This window comes from Pannonibacter carbonis (assembly GCF_003012935.1).
Lineage (GTDB): Bacteria > Pseudomonadota > Alphaproteobacteria > Rhizobiales > Stappiaceae > Pannonibacter > Pannonibacter carbonis.
Genome location: NZ_PUDR01000005.1, coordinates 281,630 through 300,240 on the forward strand (window position 1 = coordinate 281,630; position 18,611 = coordinate 300,240).

General features: G+C 63.3%; 15 protein-coding genes. 7 read left to right on the forward strand and 8 right to left on the reverse strand.

Annotated features, from left to right (window positions below; genetic code table 11):
* Positions 1–232: 232 nt before the first annotated feature.
* The 3 genes from C8348_RS09625 (at position 233) to C8348_RS09635 (ending at position 3,139) form a co-directional block, all read left to right on the forward strand.
* Complete coding sequence (locus C8348_RS09625) at positions 233–691, forward strand: winged helix DNA-binding protein (protein ID WP_425270815.1); 459 nt, start codon at positions 233–235, stop codon at positions 689–691.
* An 85-nt stretch (positions 692–776) separates the two neighbouring features.
* Positions 777–1,109 (forward strand): hypothetical protein, encoded by a 333-nt coding sequence (locus C8348_RS09630; RefSeq protein WP_106753098.1) that lies wholly within the window; start codon positions 777–779, stop codon positions 1,107–1,109.
* A 272-nt stretch (positions 1,110–1,381) separates the two neighbouring features.
* Complete coding sequence (locus C8348_RS09635) at positions 1,382–3,139, forward strand: methyl-accepting chemotaxis protein (protein WP_106753099.1); 1,758 nt, start codon at positions 1,382–1,384, stop codon at positions 3,137–3,139.
* A 213-nt stretch (positions 3,140–3,352) separates the two neighbouring features.
* Here C8348_RS09635 and C8348_RS09640 read toward each other — a convergent pair whose 3' ends face one another.
* A complete protein-coding gene (locus C8348_RS09640; RefSeq protein ID WP_106753100.1) occupies positions 3,353–4,132 on the reverse strand; it encodes a HugZ family pyridoxamine 5'-phosphate oxidase in 780 nt (259 codons plus the stop codon).
* A 203-nt stretch (positions 4,133–4,335) separates the two neighbouring features.
* Here C8348_RS09640 and C8348_RS09645 point away from each other — a divergent pair, with 203 nt between their 5' ends.
* Complete coding sequence (locus C8348_RS09645) at positions 4,336–4,905, forward strand: BA14K family protein (protein ID WP_106753101.1); 570 nt, start codon at positions 4,336–4,338, stop codon at positions 4,903–4,905.
* A gap of 268 nt (positions 4,906–5,173) precedes the next feature.
* Here C8348_RS09645 and C8348_RS09650 read toward each other — a convergent pair whose 3' ends face one another.
* Complete coding sequence (locus tag C8348_RS09650) at positions 5,174–6,394, reverse strand: alanine racemase (RefSeq protein ID WP_106753102.1); 1,221 nt, start codon at positions 6,392–6,394, stop codon at positions 5,174–5,176.
* 205 nt (positions 6,395–6,599) lie between these two features.
* Here C8348_RS09650 and C8348_RS09655 point away from each other — a divergent pair, with 205 nt between their 5' ends.
* Positions 6,600–7,235, forward strand: coding sequence for a LysE family translocator (locus C8348_RS09655; protein WP_106753103.1), 636 nt, complete (start codon positions 6,600–6,602; stop codon positions 7,233–7,235).
* Positions 7,236–7,242: 7 nt separating this feature from the next.
* On the opposite strand, the gene C8348_RS09660 is transcribed toward C8348_RS09655, so the two are convergent.
* On the reverse strand, positions 7,243–7,920 hold the full coding sequence (locus C8348_RS09660; protein WP_106753104.1) for a TetR/AcrR family transcriptional regulator: 678 nt from the start codon (positions 7,918–7,920) through the stop codon (positions 7,243–7,245).
* Positions 7,921–8,044: 124 nt separating this feature from the next.
* On the opposite strand from C8348_RS09660, the gene C8348_RS09665 reads away from it, so the two are divergent.
* The gene (locus C8348_RS09665) at positions 8,045–9,217 is read left to right on the forward strand and encodes an MFS transporter (RefSeq protein ID WP_106753105.1); all 1,173 of its coding nucleotides are present in this window, start codon (positions 8,045–8,047) and stop codon (positions 9,215–9,217) included.
* Positions 9,214–9,411 carry a hypothetical protein gene (locus C8348_RS22100; protein ID WP_106753106.1) on the forward strand — a complete coding sequence of 66 codons (198 nt, stop codon included), beginning with the start codon at positions 9,214–9,216 and terminating at the stop codon, positions 9,409–9,411. Before C8348_RS09665 ends, C8348_RS22100 begins: the two co-directional genes overlap by 4 nt.
* A 110-nt stretch (positions 9,412–9,521) precedes the next feature.
* On the opposite strand, the gene C8348_RS09675 is transcribed toward C8348_RS22100, so the two are convergent.
* From C8348_RS09675 to C8348_RS09695, 5 genes are all read right to left on the reverse strand, one after another.
* Positions 9,522–10,592, reverse strand: a complete 1,071-nt coding sequence (locus tag C8348_RS09675; protein WP_106753107.1) for a DUF2336 domain-containing protein — start codon at positions 10,590–10,592, stop codon at positions 9,522–9,524.
* Positions 10,593–11,477: 885 nt separating this feature from the next.
* Entirely contained in the window at positions 11,478–12,086 is a 609-nt protein-coding gene (locus C8348_RS09680; protein WP_106753108.1) for an FMN-dependent NADH-azoreductase, read from the reverse strand.
* A gap of 174 nt (positions 12,087–12,260) precedes the next feature.
* On the reverse strand, positions 12,261–15,992 hold the full coding sequence (gene metH, locus C8348_RS09685) for a methionine synthase (protein ID WP_106753109.1): 3,732 nt from the start codon (positions 15,990–15,992) through the stop codon (positions 12,261–12,263).
* A gap of 411 nt (positions 15,993–16,403) precedes the next feature.
* A complete protein-coding gene (gene metF, locus C8348_RS09690) occupies positions 16,404–17,318 on the reverse strand; it encodes a methylenetetrahydrofolate reductase [NAD(P)H] (RefSeq protein ID WP_106753110.1) in 915 nt (304 codons plus the stop codon).
* Position 17,319: 1 nt separating this feature from the next.
* Positions 17,320–18,330 (reverse strand): ArsR/SmtB family transcription factor, encoded by a 1,011-nt coding sequence (locus tag C8348_RS09695; RefSeq protein ID WP_106753111.1) that lies wholly within the window; start codon positions 18,328–18,330, stop codon positions 17,320–17,322.
* Between the last annotated feature and the right edge of the window lie 281 nt (positions 18,331–18,611).

Consider the following 18,611-nt stretch of genomic DNA (forward strand, 5'->3'; position numbering starts at 1 on the left):
TCCTCCCAAATGCAAAACCGGTTTCCCGGCGCGGCTTCCGTCGCCCGCAGCCGGGATTGTGAGGGGAGCGTAGCGCGACAAAAAGAATTTGTCGATAAAATATCGATAAGATGCGATAATGCGCAAATCAGACAGCGACACGGACCAGACCGCGATGACAGAGCAAGACGACAAGCCCGACCTGCCGCCGATCGGCCCCATCGTATCGGCCTCGCACCTCGCCTCAGGCGCGATGCCGGCCCTGTCCGAGATCGAGTTTGCCGTCACGATGATGGTCAACGCCTATCAGCGCTGGATGGTGCGCTGCATGGCGGCTGCCGGTGTTCCGGCCATGAGCCCGCTGGAAGTGCAGGTGCTGCATCAGGTCAATCACCGGGGCCGCGAGAAGACGCTGGCGGATGTGTGCCTGGTGCTGAACATCGAAGATACACACACGGTGACGTATGCCCTGAAGAAGCTGGAACAGGGCGGACTGATCGTCTCGGGCAAGCGCGGCAAGGAGAAAACGGTTTCCATCACAAGGGAAGGTGAACGGGCCTGCCTTGAGTATCGCAGATTGCGCGAAGCCCTATTGGTGCAACCTGTGAAATCCATTGGCCTCGACGAGGCGGAACTTTCCCGTCTGGCGGCAGCATTGCGGACGATATCGGGCAACTATGAGCAGGCCGCACGCGCCGCGGCTGCGATGTAAATCACTTATTTCAAAAACAAAATGTGATTATATGGGCTGTCCGCATGGCGCGGACAACGCGAGTATTCGCATTCAGGAGATTAGAATGAAGTTCGTCACCGTTGGGACCGCTGTGGCTCTTCTGATGGCAAGTGCCAGCCTCGCCTCTGCTGGCAGCTGGGTGTTCAACCTGGAGAACAAGTCCGAGGCGCATGTGACCTCGTTCCGTACCCAGGAAGATGGCAGCTGGAGCCAGAACTGGCTGCCGGAAAACGTCGCACCGGGCGAGACTTTCGACATGGACTTCGGGTCCGACGAAGGTGAGTGCACCGTTCGCACACGCATCGACTTCAGCGACAATACTTACGTCGATGCCGACATCAACTACTGCGAAAGCTCCGTGATCACGGTCCGCAACAAGGATGTCGTCTGGCGTTAAGCCACAGCATTCGTAAAAATAACAGGTTGGCGCAATACTTGCGCCGACCATTTTTTATTCAGGAGCACAAACATAAAATTAATCAAACGGGGCACGAACCATCAGCGAGGGGCAATTTCGATACAATTTTATTAATTAACTTGATCTATTATTTTCGCAGGACGGAATATTTAAGAGGCAAAGCGCGTCCCGCTGTTCTGACCACCCGTAAAGGGCGATCAAACCGGGGCGCAAAAGGCTTTTTTTTATGCAGCCGATGGGATTCAGACCAAATGAAAGACATCCTGCCGCAGCCACCCACACTGCGCTCCGTATCAGCCAAGATTCTCTCCATCGTTCTGTTCCTTGCCGGAGTGATGGTCACCATTGCCACCGTCGGCCTTCTCCAGATGGCGTCCATCGGAGAGGAATTGACGGAAATCGCGGACCAGAACATTCCGCTCACCGCCACCGTCACAGATGTCACCGCGCACCAGCTCGAGCAGGCGGTGCTGATGGAGCGGATCCTGCGCATCGCGCAGATCCCCGGCGAAGTGAGTGAACTGGACAGCTACATCCGCAAGTTTGACCAGCTCAGCAAGAAGGTCGAGGGCGAGATCCTTGACGCCGAAGTAAAGGCGGAAGCCGCGCTCAAGGCCGCACCGGATGAGGACCATGCGCGCCGAGCCAATGAAATTCTAAGCAATCTCAAAGTGATCGAAAAAGAGCACAAGCTCTATGAACAGCACGCGGGCGAGGTAAAGGCCTTCATCAAGGCGGGGCAGATCACCGAAGCGACAGCGCTGGCGCGCAAGCTTGAAGAGGAGCAGGATCGTCTGGACACGGCGCTGATGGGCCTGATGAGCGACCTCAGTTCAGCGACGGCACTGGCCGCGAAATCGGCGCACGAACACGAGACCGCCGGTCTCAACCTGCTAGTTACCGTGTCTATCGCCGGGATCGGGCTCGGTCTTGCCGTATCGGTCTATCTGGCAGTCTTCGGCATCAGCCGGCCACTTCGGACCGTAACCAATGCGCTCAACAGGCTTGCCGTCGATGACACATCCGTTGAAGTCAAGGTGAAGAACCGCGACGAGATTGGCCAGTTGGCCATTGCCTTTACCGCCTTCCGTGAAAAGCTCATCGAGATGAAACATCTGCAGGCGCAGATGCGCGAGGAAGAAAAGCGCATCGAAGCGGAAAAGCGCGCCGCGACCCTGCGGCTGGCTGACAATCTGGAGGCAACCGTCAAGCAGGTTGCGGACAGGATTGCGGATGCCATTCAGGAGCTTGAGCGCACAGCCAACCAGATGGCCCGCAATGCGGAAAACACTTCGGACCAGGCCGGGACGGTCGCTGCCGCTGCAGAACAGTCGACCGCAGGCGTGCAGTCCGTGGCAGGCGCCTCAGAAGAGCTTTCCGCCTCGATCCGCGAGATCAGCCGCCAGATCAGCAACGCCATGGCAGCGGCCTCGACAACCCGCAGCAGCGCGGACAAGTCCAGCACGACAGTCGAGGGGCTTGCGGTGTCGGCCAAGCGGATCGATGAAGTGGTGCGCCTCATCAACGACATTGCCGACCAGACCAACCTGCTGGCGCTCAATGCCACGATTGAAGCCGCACGCGCCGGCGAGGCGGGCAAGGGATTTGCCGTCGTTGCTTCGGAAGTGAAGGCACTCGCCAACCAGACCGGCAAGGCGACCGAGGACATCGGCAAGCAGATCGGCGAAATGCAGAACGGCTCGACGAACACGGCTCGGTCGATCGAAGATGTGGTTCGCTCCATCGGCAACATCAACGAGCAGATCACGGCGATTGCCTCGGCCATCGAGGAACAGAACGCCGTCACCTCCGAGATCGCCCGGAACGTCGCCGAAGTGGCGCAGGGGAGCCAGGAGATCACCCGGACCATCGTTCGGGTGCGCGAGAGTGCCGTCGATTCCAGCGCTGGTGCCCGTCAGGTCCTGTCGACGGTGGAAGACCTGACACAGCAGTCCGATACGCTGCGCCGCGAACTGGATGGCTTCCTCGCCAATGTCCGCGCGGCGTGAGTGAGGCCAAGACAGGATTAGGACCCCGGTCCTTGGACTGGGGTCCTAAAGGCAGCTGACAACCCGTCCATAGTCATCCCGGACGCAGCGAAGCGGAGATCCGGGACCGGAGAGTCAAGGTCTCTCCGGGATGAACGGACTGAAATACAAAGACCTCGACTCTCCGGTCCCGGCTCGGCGCTGCGCTTGGCCGGGATGACGCAGGATGCCGGGTTAGCCCGAAGTCACCTGTGTTGCCCTCGCCTTGCCGGCGAGGTCGACGAGGGCTGCGCGCAGGTCGCCCGGGGCGGTCAGCGGAGCATCGAACCAGAGACGGGCGCTGAGATCGCCGGCCTGAAGATCAAGCCCTTCCGGATCAAGACCGGCCAGACGCCAGGAGCCCTGCGGCGCCTTGCAGAGCACTTCGGCATAAAGCTTTACCGCTTCGGCGTGATCCTCGTTCATGTGGCTGACGGCACCGGGCTCGAAGGCGACCAGCGCGGACCAGCTCTCCGGGTCAAGGATCAGGTCTGCCTGCGTCAGGGCATAGGCCTTGCCGAAACCGCCGTTGAGGCTCGCCCGTTCGACTTCCAGCCGGTAGAAGGCGAAATCGGGGAAATCGACGTAGAGTTCCGCCTTCGGGTGGCGGGCCAAGTAGCGGCGGCGCAGGCGGGCGTGTTCATCGCTGTCACGCGCCAGCTTGCGGGCAACGCTGAACAGCGTCATGCGCGGATGGGCGAGCGGATCGCCCTTGCCCGGCTCGCCCACCAGCAGCGAGCAACGGCTGTCGGCGGCAAGACCGGCGCTGTGGCCGGAGAGGTTCGAGGCGAGAATCACAGGCGTGCCGTCAAGGTCGCAGACCAGCGCAACGCGGCTGCAGAGCGGGTGACCGGTTTCCGGTTCAAGCACGGCAAGGGCGCCGAAGCGGGCAAGGCGCATCAGGCCTTTGGCCTGACGGCGGACGGCATCATCGACGTCCTGGAGGACATCCTTCTTCTTTGGCGTTTCGGCCATCTGGTGTTCCTGTCAAACTGCACGTCTCCCTCGCGGCGAAGTCTATCGGCAAGCATCCGGGAATGCATCTCCACCTCTGCCGCACCCCCTGCTAAAATGAACGCCAGATGAACGGCGGTCTCAGAGTGCGTTCAGTGCGCATCTGCGAGATTGGCGACATCGAACGGGCGCCCTGTCGCCCCTTCCCTCACGGAGTAGAGATCATGACCCGCATGACGCATCGCGCGCTTGCCCTTGCCCTCACCGCAGCCTTGCTGGTGCCGGTGGCAACTTCTGCCCAGGCCGGCGATGGCTGGGGCCCGCGCGGCGGAGAGCGCGGCTGGAACAGCGGCTGGGACCGCGATCATCGTCACCGCCCCCACAACCCGGACCGCTGGAAGAAGCGCGACAACACCGATGCGGCGATCGCAGCCGGCGTGATCGGCCTGGCCGCCGGCGCCATCCTGCTCGGCACGTTGGGCAACAGCAATTCCGCTCCCCCGCCGCCGGCCTATTATCCGCCGGCTCCGGCTTACGGTGGTCCGGTCTATGGCGGCCCTGCCTATGGCGGTCCCGTCTATGTCGGTCCGGCCTATGGGGCCGGCGTGCAGCCGATCCCGCAGCCCGGCGTGCCGGTGGATGATCGCCCGATCATTGCCCATGGCAATGCTGGCGTCGGTTACCAGCCCTGGAGCCCGGCCTGGTATGACTACTGCCGCTCACGCTATCGCAGCTTCAACCCGCAGACCGGCACCTTCACCACTTATTCCGGCGAGAAGCGCTTCTGCCAGTAAGCGGCACGCTCACTGACTGAAAGAGTTAGTCTCTCCGCAGCCGGTCGTCCCCTGCCCTGCCCCGCAAGACCGGATGCGGACATGCGAAGGGCCGCCCCGAACAGGGCGGCCCAAGCTTGATAACGAACCTCGATCCTATTCACGTCATCCCGGTCAAGCGAAGCGCAGAGCCGGGATGACGGCAGACAGGCTTGTTCAGCAGGTTGGGGCGCCCCGAAAGGGCGGCCCTTTTGCCGTGAGCAACGAAGCGTCGAGGCACCAGTCATCCTCAGTCGGCCATGGTCTCGATGGAGGCAAAGCCTTCAGGAGCGGCGCCGGCGACGAAGGGTTCGTCCACTTCCACGACCGTATCTGGATAGAAGCCGTTGAAATGGGTGCGCAGCGACAGGCTGTAGGCACCAATATGGCCGATCTCGATCCAGTCACCCGTATCGACGGTCTCGGGGAGCCAGAAGGGCCGTGACAGGATATCGACGCTGTCGCAGGTGGCCCCGCATACCTTGAACGGCACGATCTCGCCGGCGTTGCCGACACGGCGGCGGCGGGCAGGGTCCGGAATGAAGCGTGCCGGAAGCGTGATCTTGCCAGTCCAGCTGTCGGACAGGGACGCCCAGATGCCGTCGTTGATGTAAAGCCGCCGGCCTTTCTTCAAGAGCACCCGGACGATGAGCGAGATGGATCTTGCGACGATGACGCGGCCGGGCTCGGCCACCAGGGGCTGCTTGTCAAAGCCCCACTCGGCAATGTCCTTGCGCAACTCGCTCATCAAGTCGGCCAAGGCAGGCATCTGCGGGGTCTTGCGGCGCGGGTCATGTCCATAGACGGCCGGAAAGCCGCCGCCGACGTCAAGTTCGCAGATCTCGACCCCGGAGCGGGAGCGCACCCAGTCAGCCGAGGCAAGCGCCCGTTCGTAGGTTTCCGCATCCTCGATCTGGCTGCCGACATGGAAGCACAGGCCGCAGCGGAATCCGATCCGGTCGATGCGTTGCAACAGTTCCACCGCATGGGCGGGCGCTGCGCCGAATTTTTTCGACAGCTCGTAGGCGGCATGGCCCTTGGTGGCGAGGCGGACGAACAGGGTGATGTCACCCGGGTTGATGTCGAGCGCACGCACGATGCGCAGGATCTTGGCGACCTCGTCCTCGTGATCGAGCGACAGGGTGCGGATGCGATAGGTCTCGAGTGCCAGCCGGATGTCGGACTGGGCCTTGACCGGGTGCATGTAGAGCATTTCCGCAGTGGGGGCGACGTCGCGGACAGCGGCGAACTCGGCTGGTGAGGCAACGTCGAAACAGTCGATCCCGGCCTCGGCCAAAGCCTTGAGAACAAAAGGTTCGCCGTTGGTCTTCACCGCGTAAGCGGTCTTGCCCGGAAAGGCAGCCATGAAGTTGCGCGCGTCTTCGGCCAGAACACTGGGCCGGAAGCAATAGACCGGCTGATCGGGGCGCAAGGCCAGGGCGGCATCAACGGCAGTCCGGAATCGATCCATCCGCGTCATCCTTGATTGAGAGGCCGGCCAGGTCGCGCGGCAGGCGCCACGTCCTCCAGAGCAGCCCGATTCCCGATTGATATCAAGTCACCGCCGTCGCAACGGCATCACTGGCTTGTCGAACCTGAGGGTGGAATCATAACGGACTTGCGACACCTGCGGTTCCATGGCTCAGTTATCCAACGTGACCTGCCGGAAAGCCTCCATGACCATCGAACTCTACACCGCCTATGTGATCGCAACGCTCGTTGTGGTGGCAATCCCCGGCCCGACCGTGCTGCTGGTGATCAGCTACGCACTTGCCCACGGCCGCAAGGCATCGACGGCCTGCGTGCTGGGCGTGGCGCTGGGGGATGCCACATCGGCAACCGCCTCGCTGCTGGGGCTCGGAGCGATCCTGGCGACCTCGGCAACCGCCTTTTCCATCCTCAAGTGGCTGGGCGCGGCCTATCTGCTGTGGATCGGCATCAAGATGTGGCGCCAGCCCCCTGCCCCGCTTGAACTGGACAGCGAGGGCGAGGCAGCACTGGCGATGAACCCGCGCCGGGTGTTCTGGCACACCTATGTGGTGACCAGCCTCAACCCGAAAGGCATCGCGTTCTTTATTGCCTTTCTGCCGCACTTCATCGCGCCGCAGGCCCCGGTGGCCCCGCAGCTGCTGCTGCTCGGGATCACCTTCGTCGTGCTGGGAACACTCAATGCGGCTGTCTATGCCCTGACGGCCTCGGCGATCCGGACGAAGATCCGCAAGCCGGGGACGCTGAAGACGCTGAACCGGGTCGGAGGCAGTCTGCTGATCAGCGCGGCGGCCATGACAGCGGCGCTGCGCCGCGCCGCCTGAGGCGTTGTCAGCGGCTGGCCGCCTGCTCCATCCCATCCATGATCCGGTCGAGCGCCTTCTGGAACGCCCGACCGGCCGCCTGACGGCGAAACTCAGCGGCAAGCTGAACGGTCTGCGGAAATTCTCTCGGGTCCAGCTGGTCGGTCTCATCCAGCATGGCCTGTGACGCCGGGCGCAGCAGGCCGCCAGCCTCGGCGGCCGCTAGCCCCAGAACCGCAGCATACCAGCCGACGCAATAGTCGACCCGGTCCTCCGCATTGAAGCCCGCATCGGCCAGCGCGACATAGACCATCTCGGCGTGGCGCACGTCGGCGGGCCCTGTCACCCAGAACCGCAGCAGCAGCGGGAAGGTTTGCGGATAGGCCAGAGCGAGGCGGCGGTACTGGAAGGCAAGGTTCTCCAGCCGGCTGCGCCAGGGGGTGGCCGGATCAACAGGAATGAGCTGCGCATTGAGCCGGTCGCCCATGGCCCGCTCCAGTTTTTCCTTCGACCCGAAGTGATATTGCACGGTCATCGGATCAAGCCCGAGGGACTGGGCCAGCCGGCGCAGGCTGAAGCCTTCAGCGCCCTCGCTCTCACGCAAGGCGATCGCTGCCTCCAGCACCGCATGCGGGTCAATTCCACGCGGGCCCTGACGACCTTCACCACGCCCCTCGCCGCGACCTTCAGTGGGCTTTTTCGACATTGCAGAAATTTCCCCTTGCCATTCCTACGCCGTAGAATTACATGTTCTGCACTGTAGAAATCAAGCTGTCTTCGGCCAGGGCGCTCGTCCCTGGACGATCTTGCACATCTAAAGGAGACTTGCGATGCGCAGCCTCGCCGCCAGACCCGATGCAAAGGCCCTCGGCCTTGCCGCCGTGATTGGCTCGACCTTCTTCCTCGGCCTTGCCCATGGCATCGGCTATCCGCTGACCGCTGTCAGCTTCGAGCGCTGGGGCGCGCCGGGCTGGCTGACGGGCCTCGCCGCAGGCATGCCGGCGCTGGCCGCGCTGGTGCTGTTGCCCTTTGCCCCGCGCCTCGCCTTCCGCATCGGGCTGGTGCCGGCGATGGCGGGCGGCTGTGCCATTGGCCTCACCGGTTTCATCCTGATGCCCTTGATGCCGAGCGTCGAGGCGTGGCTGGTGCTGCGCTTCATGATGGGTGTCGGGCTGCTGTTCCCCTGGCTGCTCGGCGAGACCTGGATCAACGCTGCGGCCGAAGAGGCAAGCCGGGGCCGGGTGCTGTCGCTTTACACGGTGGCGCTGTTCGGCGGCTATGGCGCAGGCCCGGTGCTGCTCGGCCAGATCGGCACGGAAGGGCTGCAGCCCTTCATCGTCGCCGGGCTTGCCCTGTCATTGGCCGTGCTGCCGCTGGTGGCGGCGGCCAGCCTTGCGCCGCGCATCGACGGGCACGCAGGCGGCAATCCTGCGGCTGTCGCGAAGCTGGTGCCGCTGGGCATGTCGGCAGCGCTCATCGCCGGCGTGCTGGAATACGCCTATATCGCCCTGCTGCCGAGCTTTGCCAGCCGGCTGGGGCTTGATGAAGCAACCGGCCTCGGGCTTGTGACGGCCTTCCTGTGGGGCGGGGTGACCTTGAGCTTCGGCTTTGGCTGGCTGGCCGACCGGATGAACCGGCCCAAGCTGATGCTGATGATGCTGGTCGCCTTCCCGCTGGTGGCGCTGGTCTCGGGCCTTGCCACGGCGCTGCCGGGTGCGGCACTGGCGGCCACCTTCCTGCTCGGCGGCCTTGCCTGCGCCTTCTACACGCTGGGGCTTGCGATCCTTGGCGAACGGCTGCGCCCGGCTGATCTTGCCCCCGCGAATGCGGCCTTCCTGGTGCTCTATCAGGTTGGCACGCTGGCCGCCCCTCCGGTCGCAGGCGCTGCCATGGACGCCGTCACGCCCTGGGGGTTCCTGATGGCGGTCATCGGCTTCGGGCTCGCAGGCCTTGCGACCGCGCTGATGCTGTACCGGATCGAAAGCCGGCGCAAGACGGCATGAAGCTGGAAACAAAAAAGGCCGCCACTCTGGCGGCCTTTTGCTTGATGACAAAGTTCGGGATTTCAACGTCTACCGTCATTCCGGACAAGGTAAGCGACAGCGAACCGCAGATCCGGAATCCAGCGCGTCTGTGCGAGCGCAAGCGAGCCCATAGACAAGTCAACGCGATAGAACTTGCGGCCGACACGCATTGACGCGCTTCGCGCGGCTGATGTCTGGATCCCGGCTCGGCGCTTCGCTGTCGCTCAGCTTGGCCGGGATGACGACGCTCAGGTCAGATCTGTCAGCCCTCAGGACAAGAGGTTCAAGATGCCTTACGGGTGCGGTCCTTGATCACGCTGAGGGCCCGGGTCGCTTCGCCGCGTTGGACCTTCGCATAGCGGGCGAAGGCGTCATTCAGGTCCTTGCTCGTCAGCTTCAACCGCTTGGTGCGCATCATGACGATGTTCTTGTAGGCGGTGTCGCTGACGCCATTGGCGCGGCAGAGGATGTTCAGCACCGTGTCTTCCGGATTGAACACCACGCGCGCGACAGATTCATGCGGCAACTCGCTGAGTTCGGCCAGCAACAGGGCAAGATCCACCGGCCGGTCGCCCTTGGTGAACTGGTTCACCGCATCATCGACCGGACGCCGGCGCGCCTTGACGTCGCGGATCAGCATGTCGGCCTTGTTCTTGGCGCTGCCAAGATCGCGCACCTGAGCCTGGACCTCCTGCGCTGCGCGCTCGGCCAGCACGGCAACAAGCGTACCGTCGCCGCCCATCTCCTTCAGTCGCTCACGCAGTTCATCGGACAGGAACGACACAAGGCGGCGCGCGCCTTCCTCGGGGATATCACTGCGCCCGATCAGGGCCTCCTGGATCTGAGGATGCGCCCGTGCCTTTTCAACCAGCCGGTCAAACGTGTCGACCGTGAAACGCGCTTCCCCGTTGGCTGCCACCCGGGCCAGCACCGAAGTTGACCCCCGATCGACAATGACACTGGTGACTTCTGCATCCAGCGGACGGCGGTCGGCTATTGCTCCAAGATGATCCATCGAGCCGCTGGTCGCAATCTCGACCAGATCCGGCGTGGTCAGGACTGGAGAACTCTCAAGAATGGACTGCGCGACGGAGATTTCATCCTGCGCCAGATGCATGGCGAGTTCACGCGGGGTGTTCGGATTTGCAGCGATCCGGACGGACAAGGCCATCCGCGCCTCTTCCTCGAGCTGGCCGATGACCTTGAGGACAATATCGCCGAACAGCAGGCTGACATGATCCACCTGCTCCGGCTGGGCGGAGGCAAAAAGATCAGTCACGGCCTCGACGAGCGACCTGCGCCCACCCGACGTGCGATCATGAGCCAGCTCTGGGAGCTTGCTGAGACTGACCATTCCACCTCCCGGAACCCGGGTCTCCCTGTTATCGACCTAACCCTAGGGTGGATCTGGTTAATGCGTCATTAACACCTCGCCTGTTTCTCGACGTTTTTTCCAATATCACCAGTACAACGCAGAAATGGTCCAATGCGACAAAAGCGCCCTGTGACTTGTGGGAGAACTTTCCTGACTTAGTCTCTAAAAATTGCAACCGCAGCCGGGGGAATACAGTTAAATTGCTGTTCAAATTGAAAATTTTCGGGAGAAAGCAAACTGATATACCAGAATACTCCCTCAGCAGCTCAACAATCAGGACGCGTATCCGGCGCTCGATTGTGCGCCGCGGCAACTTTTCCGGTCGACACGGGCAGAAGCTTCGCTACATTAACGTTTGTGCAGGAAATGGACATCGGGAGGCCAGACTATGTCGATCGTCCGTCATCTTGACGTCATCGCTGTGTGCGTGGCTTTTGTGTTCCTGGGAGCGATCATCATCGGGTTGGTCTAGGACAAACAGGGTGGACGTCATACCGATTGCAGGACCCCGGGAGAGGTCCGGAATACGGCGTCCGGCGAATGCGGGTGGCCTCTGGCCACACCGCGAGCCCGGTTAATCAGGCCCTGGGCACGTGCCAGGGTAACCAGTTCATGGGACAAGTGTTATTTTCGACCCGAACTGTGTCGCCTGGGGTCGGCACGGAACGCTAGTTGATTCGTGCATGGATGAACGCGACCGGGTTGCGGCAGAAGACTGCGACACCGTTGGTTCGCTTGACGACTGCGACACTCTCAAACAGTCACCGAACTTTCCCAGGGTAGAAACAGAATGGCCACCGCAGGTGCTGCGATGGCCATTCTGTTTGGGCAACTCCTCAGGACGGCTTGTCGCCGTAGCCTTTCTCAAGCCGCCTTGGTGACCGCATCTTCGATGGCAGCGCGGGCTGCGGCGCGCTTGGCGTCGCCATCCATCATCAGCTGGTCAGCGGCAATCACGGTCACGTCGGTGATGCCGATGAAGGCGAGGACCTGCTTCAGGTAGGGCGTTGCGAAGTCGACGGGCGAATTGACCGGCACGCCGCCGGAGGCGACGACGACATAGGCCTTCTTGCCCTTCAGCAGACCTTCCGGGCCATTTTCCGTATAGCGGAAGGTTTCGCGGGCGCGGGCAACGAGATCCACCCAGGCCTTGAGGCTGGCCGGGATGCCGAAATTGTAGATCGGCGCAGCAATGACGAGCACATCAGCCGCCTTGAGTTCGGCCACCAGCGTGTCGGACAGGGCCAGCTTCAGCTTCTGTTCGGAGCTGCGCTCAGCCGGATCGGTGAAGTTGGCGCCGACCCAGGCTTCGTCCACGACCGGCAGGCCGGCGGAGACGTCGCGGGTCAGGACGCGGGCCGACGGATGGGTGTCCAGAAGGCGGGTGACCAGCGTGTCGGTCAGCTCGCGGGTCATGGAACCGGCCTTGCGGGCCGAGGCGTCGATCTTGAGAATGGTCGGGGTGGCAGTCATGATTTGATCTCCTGAAGAACCCTGACCGCGTCAGGTGTTCATATCGAGATCAATATAGACCGCCTGTTTCCGGTGACTATTCGCCGGATCGTGAACAGTGTGTTTGCGGCACCGCAACACGTGCCAGCCTAAAAGCGCAGGCGGACCCGGTGTCGGGCCCGCCTGACGCGAGGATCATTCAGCCGCGGCAACCTTGCGGTTGGGATCGTAGTTCAGGATCGGAGCAAGCCAGCGCTCGGCATAGGCCAGATCCCAGCCCTTGCGGTCGGCGTAGTCTGCCACCTGGTCCGCCTCGATCTTGCCGACGCCGAAATAGTGGCTGTCCGGGTGGCTGAAGTAGAGGCCCGAAACGGACGAGCCGGGCCACATGGCGTAGCTCTCGGTGAGCTGGATGCCGGTGGCTGCCGTCGCGTCGAGCAGGCGGAACAGGGTTTCCTTCTCCGTGTGGTCCGGCTGGGCCGGATAACCCGGGGCGGGACGGATGCCCTGGTATTTCTCCTCGATTATTTCCTCATTCGTCAGCGTTTCGCCGCTCGCATAGCCCCACAGGTCCGTGCGGACGATCTGGTGCAGCTTCTCGGCAAAGGCTTCCGCGAGACGGTCCGCCAGCGCCTGGCTGAGGATCTTGTTGTAGTCATCGCCCGCCTTGGCATAGCGCGCGGCAAGGTCATCCTCGCCGTGGCCGGCGGTGACGGCAAAGCCGCCGACCCAGTCGGCAACGCCGGAGCCCTCCGGCGCGACGAAATCCGACAGCGCAACGTTGGCGCGCCCACCTGCGGTGCGTGACATCTGCTGACGCAGGGTGAAGAAGGTCGCCAGTTCCTGGCGGCGGTCCTCCCCGGTGAAGAGCACGATGTCATCGCCGCGCGCCTGGGCCGGCCACAGACCGGCGACGCCCTTGGCGGTCAGAAGCTTCTTCGTGACGATCTCGTCCAGCATGCGCCGAGCATCATCGTAGAGCGCCTTGGCGGCCGGGCCATAGCGGTTGTCGGTCAGCACCGCCGGATAGCGGCCCTTGATTTCCCAGGTGGAGAAGAAGGGCGTCCAGTCGATGAGCGGGACCAGGTCTTCCAGCGGGAAATCGTCGAAGCGGGTGAGGCCCGTTTTACGCGGGGCCAGCGGGGCCTTGCCAAAGTCACAGCGGAAGGCATTGGCGCGAGCATCCGCGATGGACGTGCGCGGTCCACCGCCACGCGCCGCCGCATGGGCTTCGGCGATTTCGGCATATTCGGTCCGCACTTCGGCGTAATAGGGCTCGCGCTGGCCTTCGCTCATGAGGCGCGAGGCAACACCCACGGCGCGGCCGGCATCGGTGACATAGATTGCCTGGCCTTTGGCGTAGTTCGGATGGATCTTCACCGCCGTGTGGATACGGCTGGTCGTGGCCCCGCCGATCAGCAGAGGGACATTCATCCCCTCGCGTTCGAGTTCGGCCGCGACATGGCACATTTCATCAAGCGAGGGCGTGATGAGGCCGGACAAGCCGATGATGTCGACCTTCTCGGCCTTGGCGACTTCAAGGATCTTCGTCGCCGGCACCATGACGCCGAGATCGATCACCTCGAAGTTGTTGCACTGGAGCACGACGCCGACGATGTTCTTGCCGATGTCATGTACATCGCCCTTCACGGTCGCCATCAGGATCTTGCCGGCCGAAGACGAGCCTTCCAGGCCTGAGAGACGCTTCTCCTCCTCCATGAAGGGCATCAGATAGGCCACGGCCTTCTTCATGACGCGGGCGGACTTCACCACCTGGGGAAGGAACATCTTGCCCGAGCCGAACAGGTCACCGACGACGTTCATGCCGTCCATCAGCGGGCCTTCGATCACGTGCAGCGGACGGGCGACGGTCTGGCGCGCGGCCTCGGTGTCTTCCACGACGAAGTCATCAATGCCGTTGACGAGCGCATGTTCCAGCCGCTTGGCGACCGGCCATTCGCGCCAGGAAAGATCGGCTTCCTTCTTCTTGCCGCCCTCGCCTTTCCAGCGCTCGGCCGCCTCCAGCATCCGGTCGGTGGCGTCCGGCGAGCGGTTGAGGACCACGTCCTCGCACAGGTCGCGCAGTTCCTTGTCGAGGTCGTCATAGATGGCGAGCTGGCCGGCGTTGACGATGCCCATGTCCATGCCGCGCGTGATGGCGTGGTAGAGGAACACCGAGTGCATCGCCTCGCGCACGCCCTCGTTGCCACGGAAGGAGAAGGACAGGTTCGAGACGCCGCCGGAGACGTGGGCGTGGGGCAGGTTCTCGCGGATCCAGCCCGTCGCTTCGATGAAGTCGACGCCGTAGTTGTTGTGTTCCTCGATGCCGGTCGCCACCGCGAAGATGTTCGGGTCGAAGATGATGTCTTCCGGCGCGAAGCCGACCTTCTCCGTCAGCACCTTGTAGGAGCGGGCGCAGATCTCGGTCTTGCGGGCGAACGTGTCGGCCTGGCCCTGCTCGTCAAACGCCATGACGACGACGGCCGCACCATAGCGGCGCACGAGCTTCGCCTGGGCGATGAAAGCCTCTTCGCCTTCCTTCAGCGAGATCGAGTTGACGATCGGCTTGCCCTGGACGCACTTCAGCCCAGCCTCGATGACGGTCCACTTCGAGCTGTCGATCATGACCGGAACGCGGGCAATGTCCGGCTCGGCGGCAACGAGGTTGAGGAAGGTGACCATGGCGGCTTCCGAGTCCAGAAGCCCTTCGTCCATGTTGATGTCGATGATCTGCGCGCCGCTTTCGACCTGCTGGCGGGCAACGTCGAGCGCAGTCGCGTAGTCCCCTTCCTTGATCAGCTTGCGGAAGCGGGCCGAGCCGGTGACGTTGGTGCGCTCGCCGACGTTGACGAACTTGATCTCCGGCGTCAGCACGAAAGGCTCAAGACCCGACAGGCGCATCAGGCGCGGCACGTCCGGCAGCTTGCGCGGCGCCTTGTCCGCGACAGCCTCGGCAATCGCCTTGATATGCGCCGGCGTGGTGCCGCAGCAGCCGCCGACAATGTTGACGAGACCGGAGGCGGCGAACTCGCCGACGAGGCGGGCCATGTGTTCCGGGCTCTCGTCATACTCGCCGAATTCGTTCGGCAGGCCGGCGTTGGGATAGGCGCAGACCAGCGTCTGCGCGATGCGCGACAGGTCGGCGACGTGAGCGCGCATTTCCTTGGCGCCGAGCGCGCAGTTGAGACCGATGGACAGCGGATCGGAATGGCGCACGGAATACCAGAAGGCTTCCGCTGTCTGGCCGGACAGGGTGCGGCCCGAGAGGTCGGTGATGGTGCCGGAGATCATCACCGGCAGCCGCAGGCCCTTTTCCTCGAAGACTTCGTCGATGGCAAACAGGGCGGCCTTGGCATTCAGCGTGTCGAAGATGGTCTCGACGAGGATGATGTCGGCGCCGCCATCAATCAGGCCACGGGTCGCTTCGGCATAGGCGATGCGCAGATCATCGAACGAGACAGCGCGATAGCCGGGGTTGTTCACATCCGGGGAGATGGAGGCGGTGCGGTTGGTGGGGCCGATGGCACCGGCGACAAAGCGCGGCCGCTCCGGGGTCTTGGCGCTGACGATGTCGCAGGCCTGACGCGCCAGCTTCGCGCTCTCGAAGTTCAGCTCGTAGGCCAGCGCCTCCATGCCGTAGTCGGCCTGGGCGATGGTCGTGGAGGAGAAGGTGTTGGTCTCGACGATATCCGCCCCGGCCTCGAGATAGTCAACGTGAATGGCGCGGATGTCATCCGGGCGGGTAAGGCTCAGGAGGTCGTTGTTGCCCTTGAGGTCCTGCGGCCAGTCGGCAAAGCGCGTGCCCCGGAACGCGGCCTCGTCCAGCCGCAACGTCTGGATTTCCGTCCCCATCGCACCATCGAGCACAAGAATGCGCTTCGCAGCGGCGGCATGGAGCAGGTCGAAGGCGGCGGACTTCTTCAGCATGGGTGTGTTCCGGTTCCTGTCACGCAAAAGGTCCGGCGGACCGGACCTGACATTCAGTGGCGTCTGTCGCAGAGTATCGCATCCGCGCCTGACGTTTTTATGGGTGCTCCCGTCCCGATTGGGACGGGAGCGAGGCAGTCATCTCGTGCCAGATCTTCAGTAACGGGACGAAAGATGAGGCAAGATTTGGCGACTTCGGCCTCTCCGCCCCCCTCCCCCTCGTGGGGAGGGGTAAGGGGTGGGGGGAAGGGCCTATCGTTTTGGCGAGAACTCAATGATCTCGAACGACAAGACGCCTCACCAGACCTTTCGCAGAAATGTGCATTCCAGTTAAGACGAGGCTCCGAGCCCCCCACCCCTCACCCCTCCCCACGAGGGGGAGGGGGGGCGGAGAGGCGAAGCCCCTTGGCATCAGGCCGCCTGGCGAGTGCCTTCGGCCTGGCCCATCCCCAGCATGTGGCAGATGGCGTAGGTCAGGTCAGCGCGGTTCATGGTGTAGAAATGAAAGTCGTTGATGCCGCGGTCGACCAGATCCATCACCTGTTCATAGGCAACCGCAGCGCCGACGAGCTTGCGCGTTTCGGCGTCCTCGTTGAGGCCGGAGAAGCGGCGGGCCAGCCAGTGCGGGATCGAGGTGCCGCACTTGGCCGAGAACACCATGGTCTGTTCGAAATTGTGGATCGGCAGGATGCCCGGCACGACCGGGATCGAGAGACCGGCCTTGGCGATGCGCTCCAGGTAGCTCTCGAACAGGTCGTTGTCGAAGAAGTACTGGGTGATGATGCGCGTCGCGCCAGCATCAACCTTGCGCTTCAGATTGTCGATCTCGACGCTCCAGTCGGCGCTTTCGGGATGGCGCTCCGGATAGCCGGAGACGGAAATCTCGAAATCACCGACGGCGCGGATGCCGGCGATCAGATCGCTGGCGTAGGCATAACCGTCGGCGCGCGGCAGGTAGCGAGCACCCAGGCCCTCCTGCGGGTCACCGCGCAGGGCCACGATGTGGCGCACGCCGATGTCCCAGTAATCCTGGATGACCGCATCGACTTCGCCGCGCGATGCACCGACGCAGGTCAGATGGGCGGCCGGCAGCAGGTGGGTTTCCTTCAGCAGGCGTTCCACCGTGCGGTGGGTGCGCTCGCGCGTCGAGCCGCCGGCACCATAGGTGACGGAGACGAAGGACGGGTTCAGCGGAGCCAGCCGTTGAACGGTGGACCAGAGCGAGGCCTCCATCTTGTCGCTCTTCGGCGGGAAGAACTCGAAGGAGGCGGTGATCGGGGTGCGCTCGGCAAGGCGCGAACGACGGGCGAAAGTCGAGGCAGTCATGTTACGCGACCTCACGGGTTAGATCGACGAGCGGAAGATCGGTGACGATGCGCGGATCGCGCGCCAGCCACAGGGTGACGGTAAGCTGCGACCCGTCAGCGGCAGCTGGCGACAGGTCGGTGACGAGTTCGACATCAAGATCCAGTGCCTCGAGCCAGCGGGCCATCTGCTCGCGCGAGAAGCCGAGGCGGCGGTGGGCGTGGCCCTCGCGCAGGAACTCGAGGTCATGCGGGGCGAAGTCGACAATGATCAGACGTCCGCCAGGACGCAGGGCACGCGCAGCCTCGGCCAGCGCGCGGGCCGGGTCATCGAGGAAGTGGAGCACCTGGTGGACGGCGACGACATCGAAGGAGGCCGGCGGCACATTCAGCGCGTAGATATCGCCATGGCGGACCTGCGCCCGCGACAGGCCGAGCTCGGCGAGCTTGGCCCGGGCAACCGTCAGCATGTCATGCGAGGCATCAACGCCCAGCGCCGAGGTGTAGCGGTCCGAAAACAGCTCCAGCAGCCGCCCGGTGCCGGTGCCCAGATCGAGGAAGGAATGGAACGGCCGGTCGCCGAGGGCGCGCAGCATCGCCGCTTCCACATCGCTCTCGGCGATATGCAGCGAGCGCTCCTTGTCCCAGTCGCGCGCCTTGGCGGCGAAGTAGGCCGCAGCCTCCTCAGCCTTGGCACGGCGCAGGGCATCGAAGCGGCTGGCATCGGCGGTCAGCACCGGATCGGCCGGCAGGAGACGGGCAACGAGGTCGCGGGCAAGATCGCCGGCCGCGTCTTCCGCCAGCCGGTAGAACACCCAGGACCCTTCCGGATAACGGCGCACGAGACCGGCCTCGGCGAGCAGCTTCAGGTGACGCGAGATGCGCGGCTGGCTCTGGCCGAGAATGGCGGTCGCGTCCTTCACCGTCAGTTCGCTGCGGGCAAGGAGGGCCAGCAGCCGCAGACGGCTCGGCTCCCCCGCAGCCCTGAGGCCGGAGAGAAGATCGTCGATTGCAAGGTATTGGGGCTCGCTCATGCCGCTCACGTGACTAGCTGATATAAAGATATCTTTATACGAGATCAAAGCTCGACGCAAGCCACCATGTCTTGCAGGCGCGCCGATGGCAACGCCGCAACGTTCAAGTGGTTGAGAAGAGCTTAATGCGAGCTGGCAGGTCGGGCTCACCCCGATGCTGCAGCGCATCACAGGCAACTTAAACGGAATCCCTCAAGCGATTCTTATGACTCGTTCTTTTCCACCTTGTTGAAGTTGAGGATGGAGACGAGCCCGAGGGGCCGGCGTTGCAGCTGACCGGG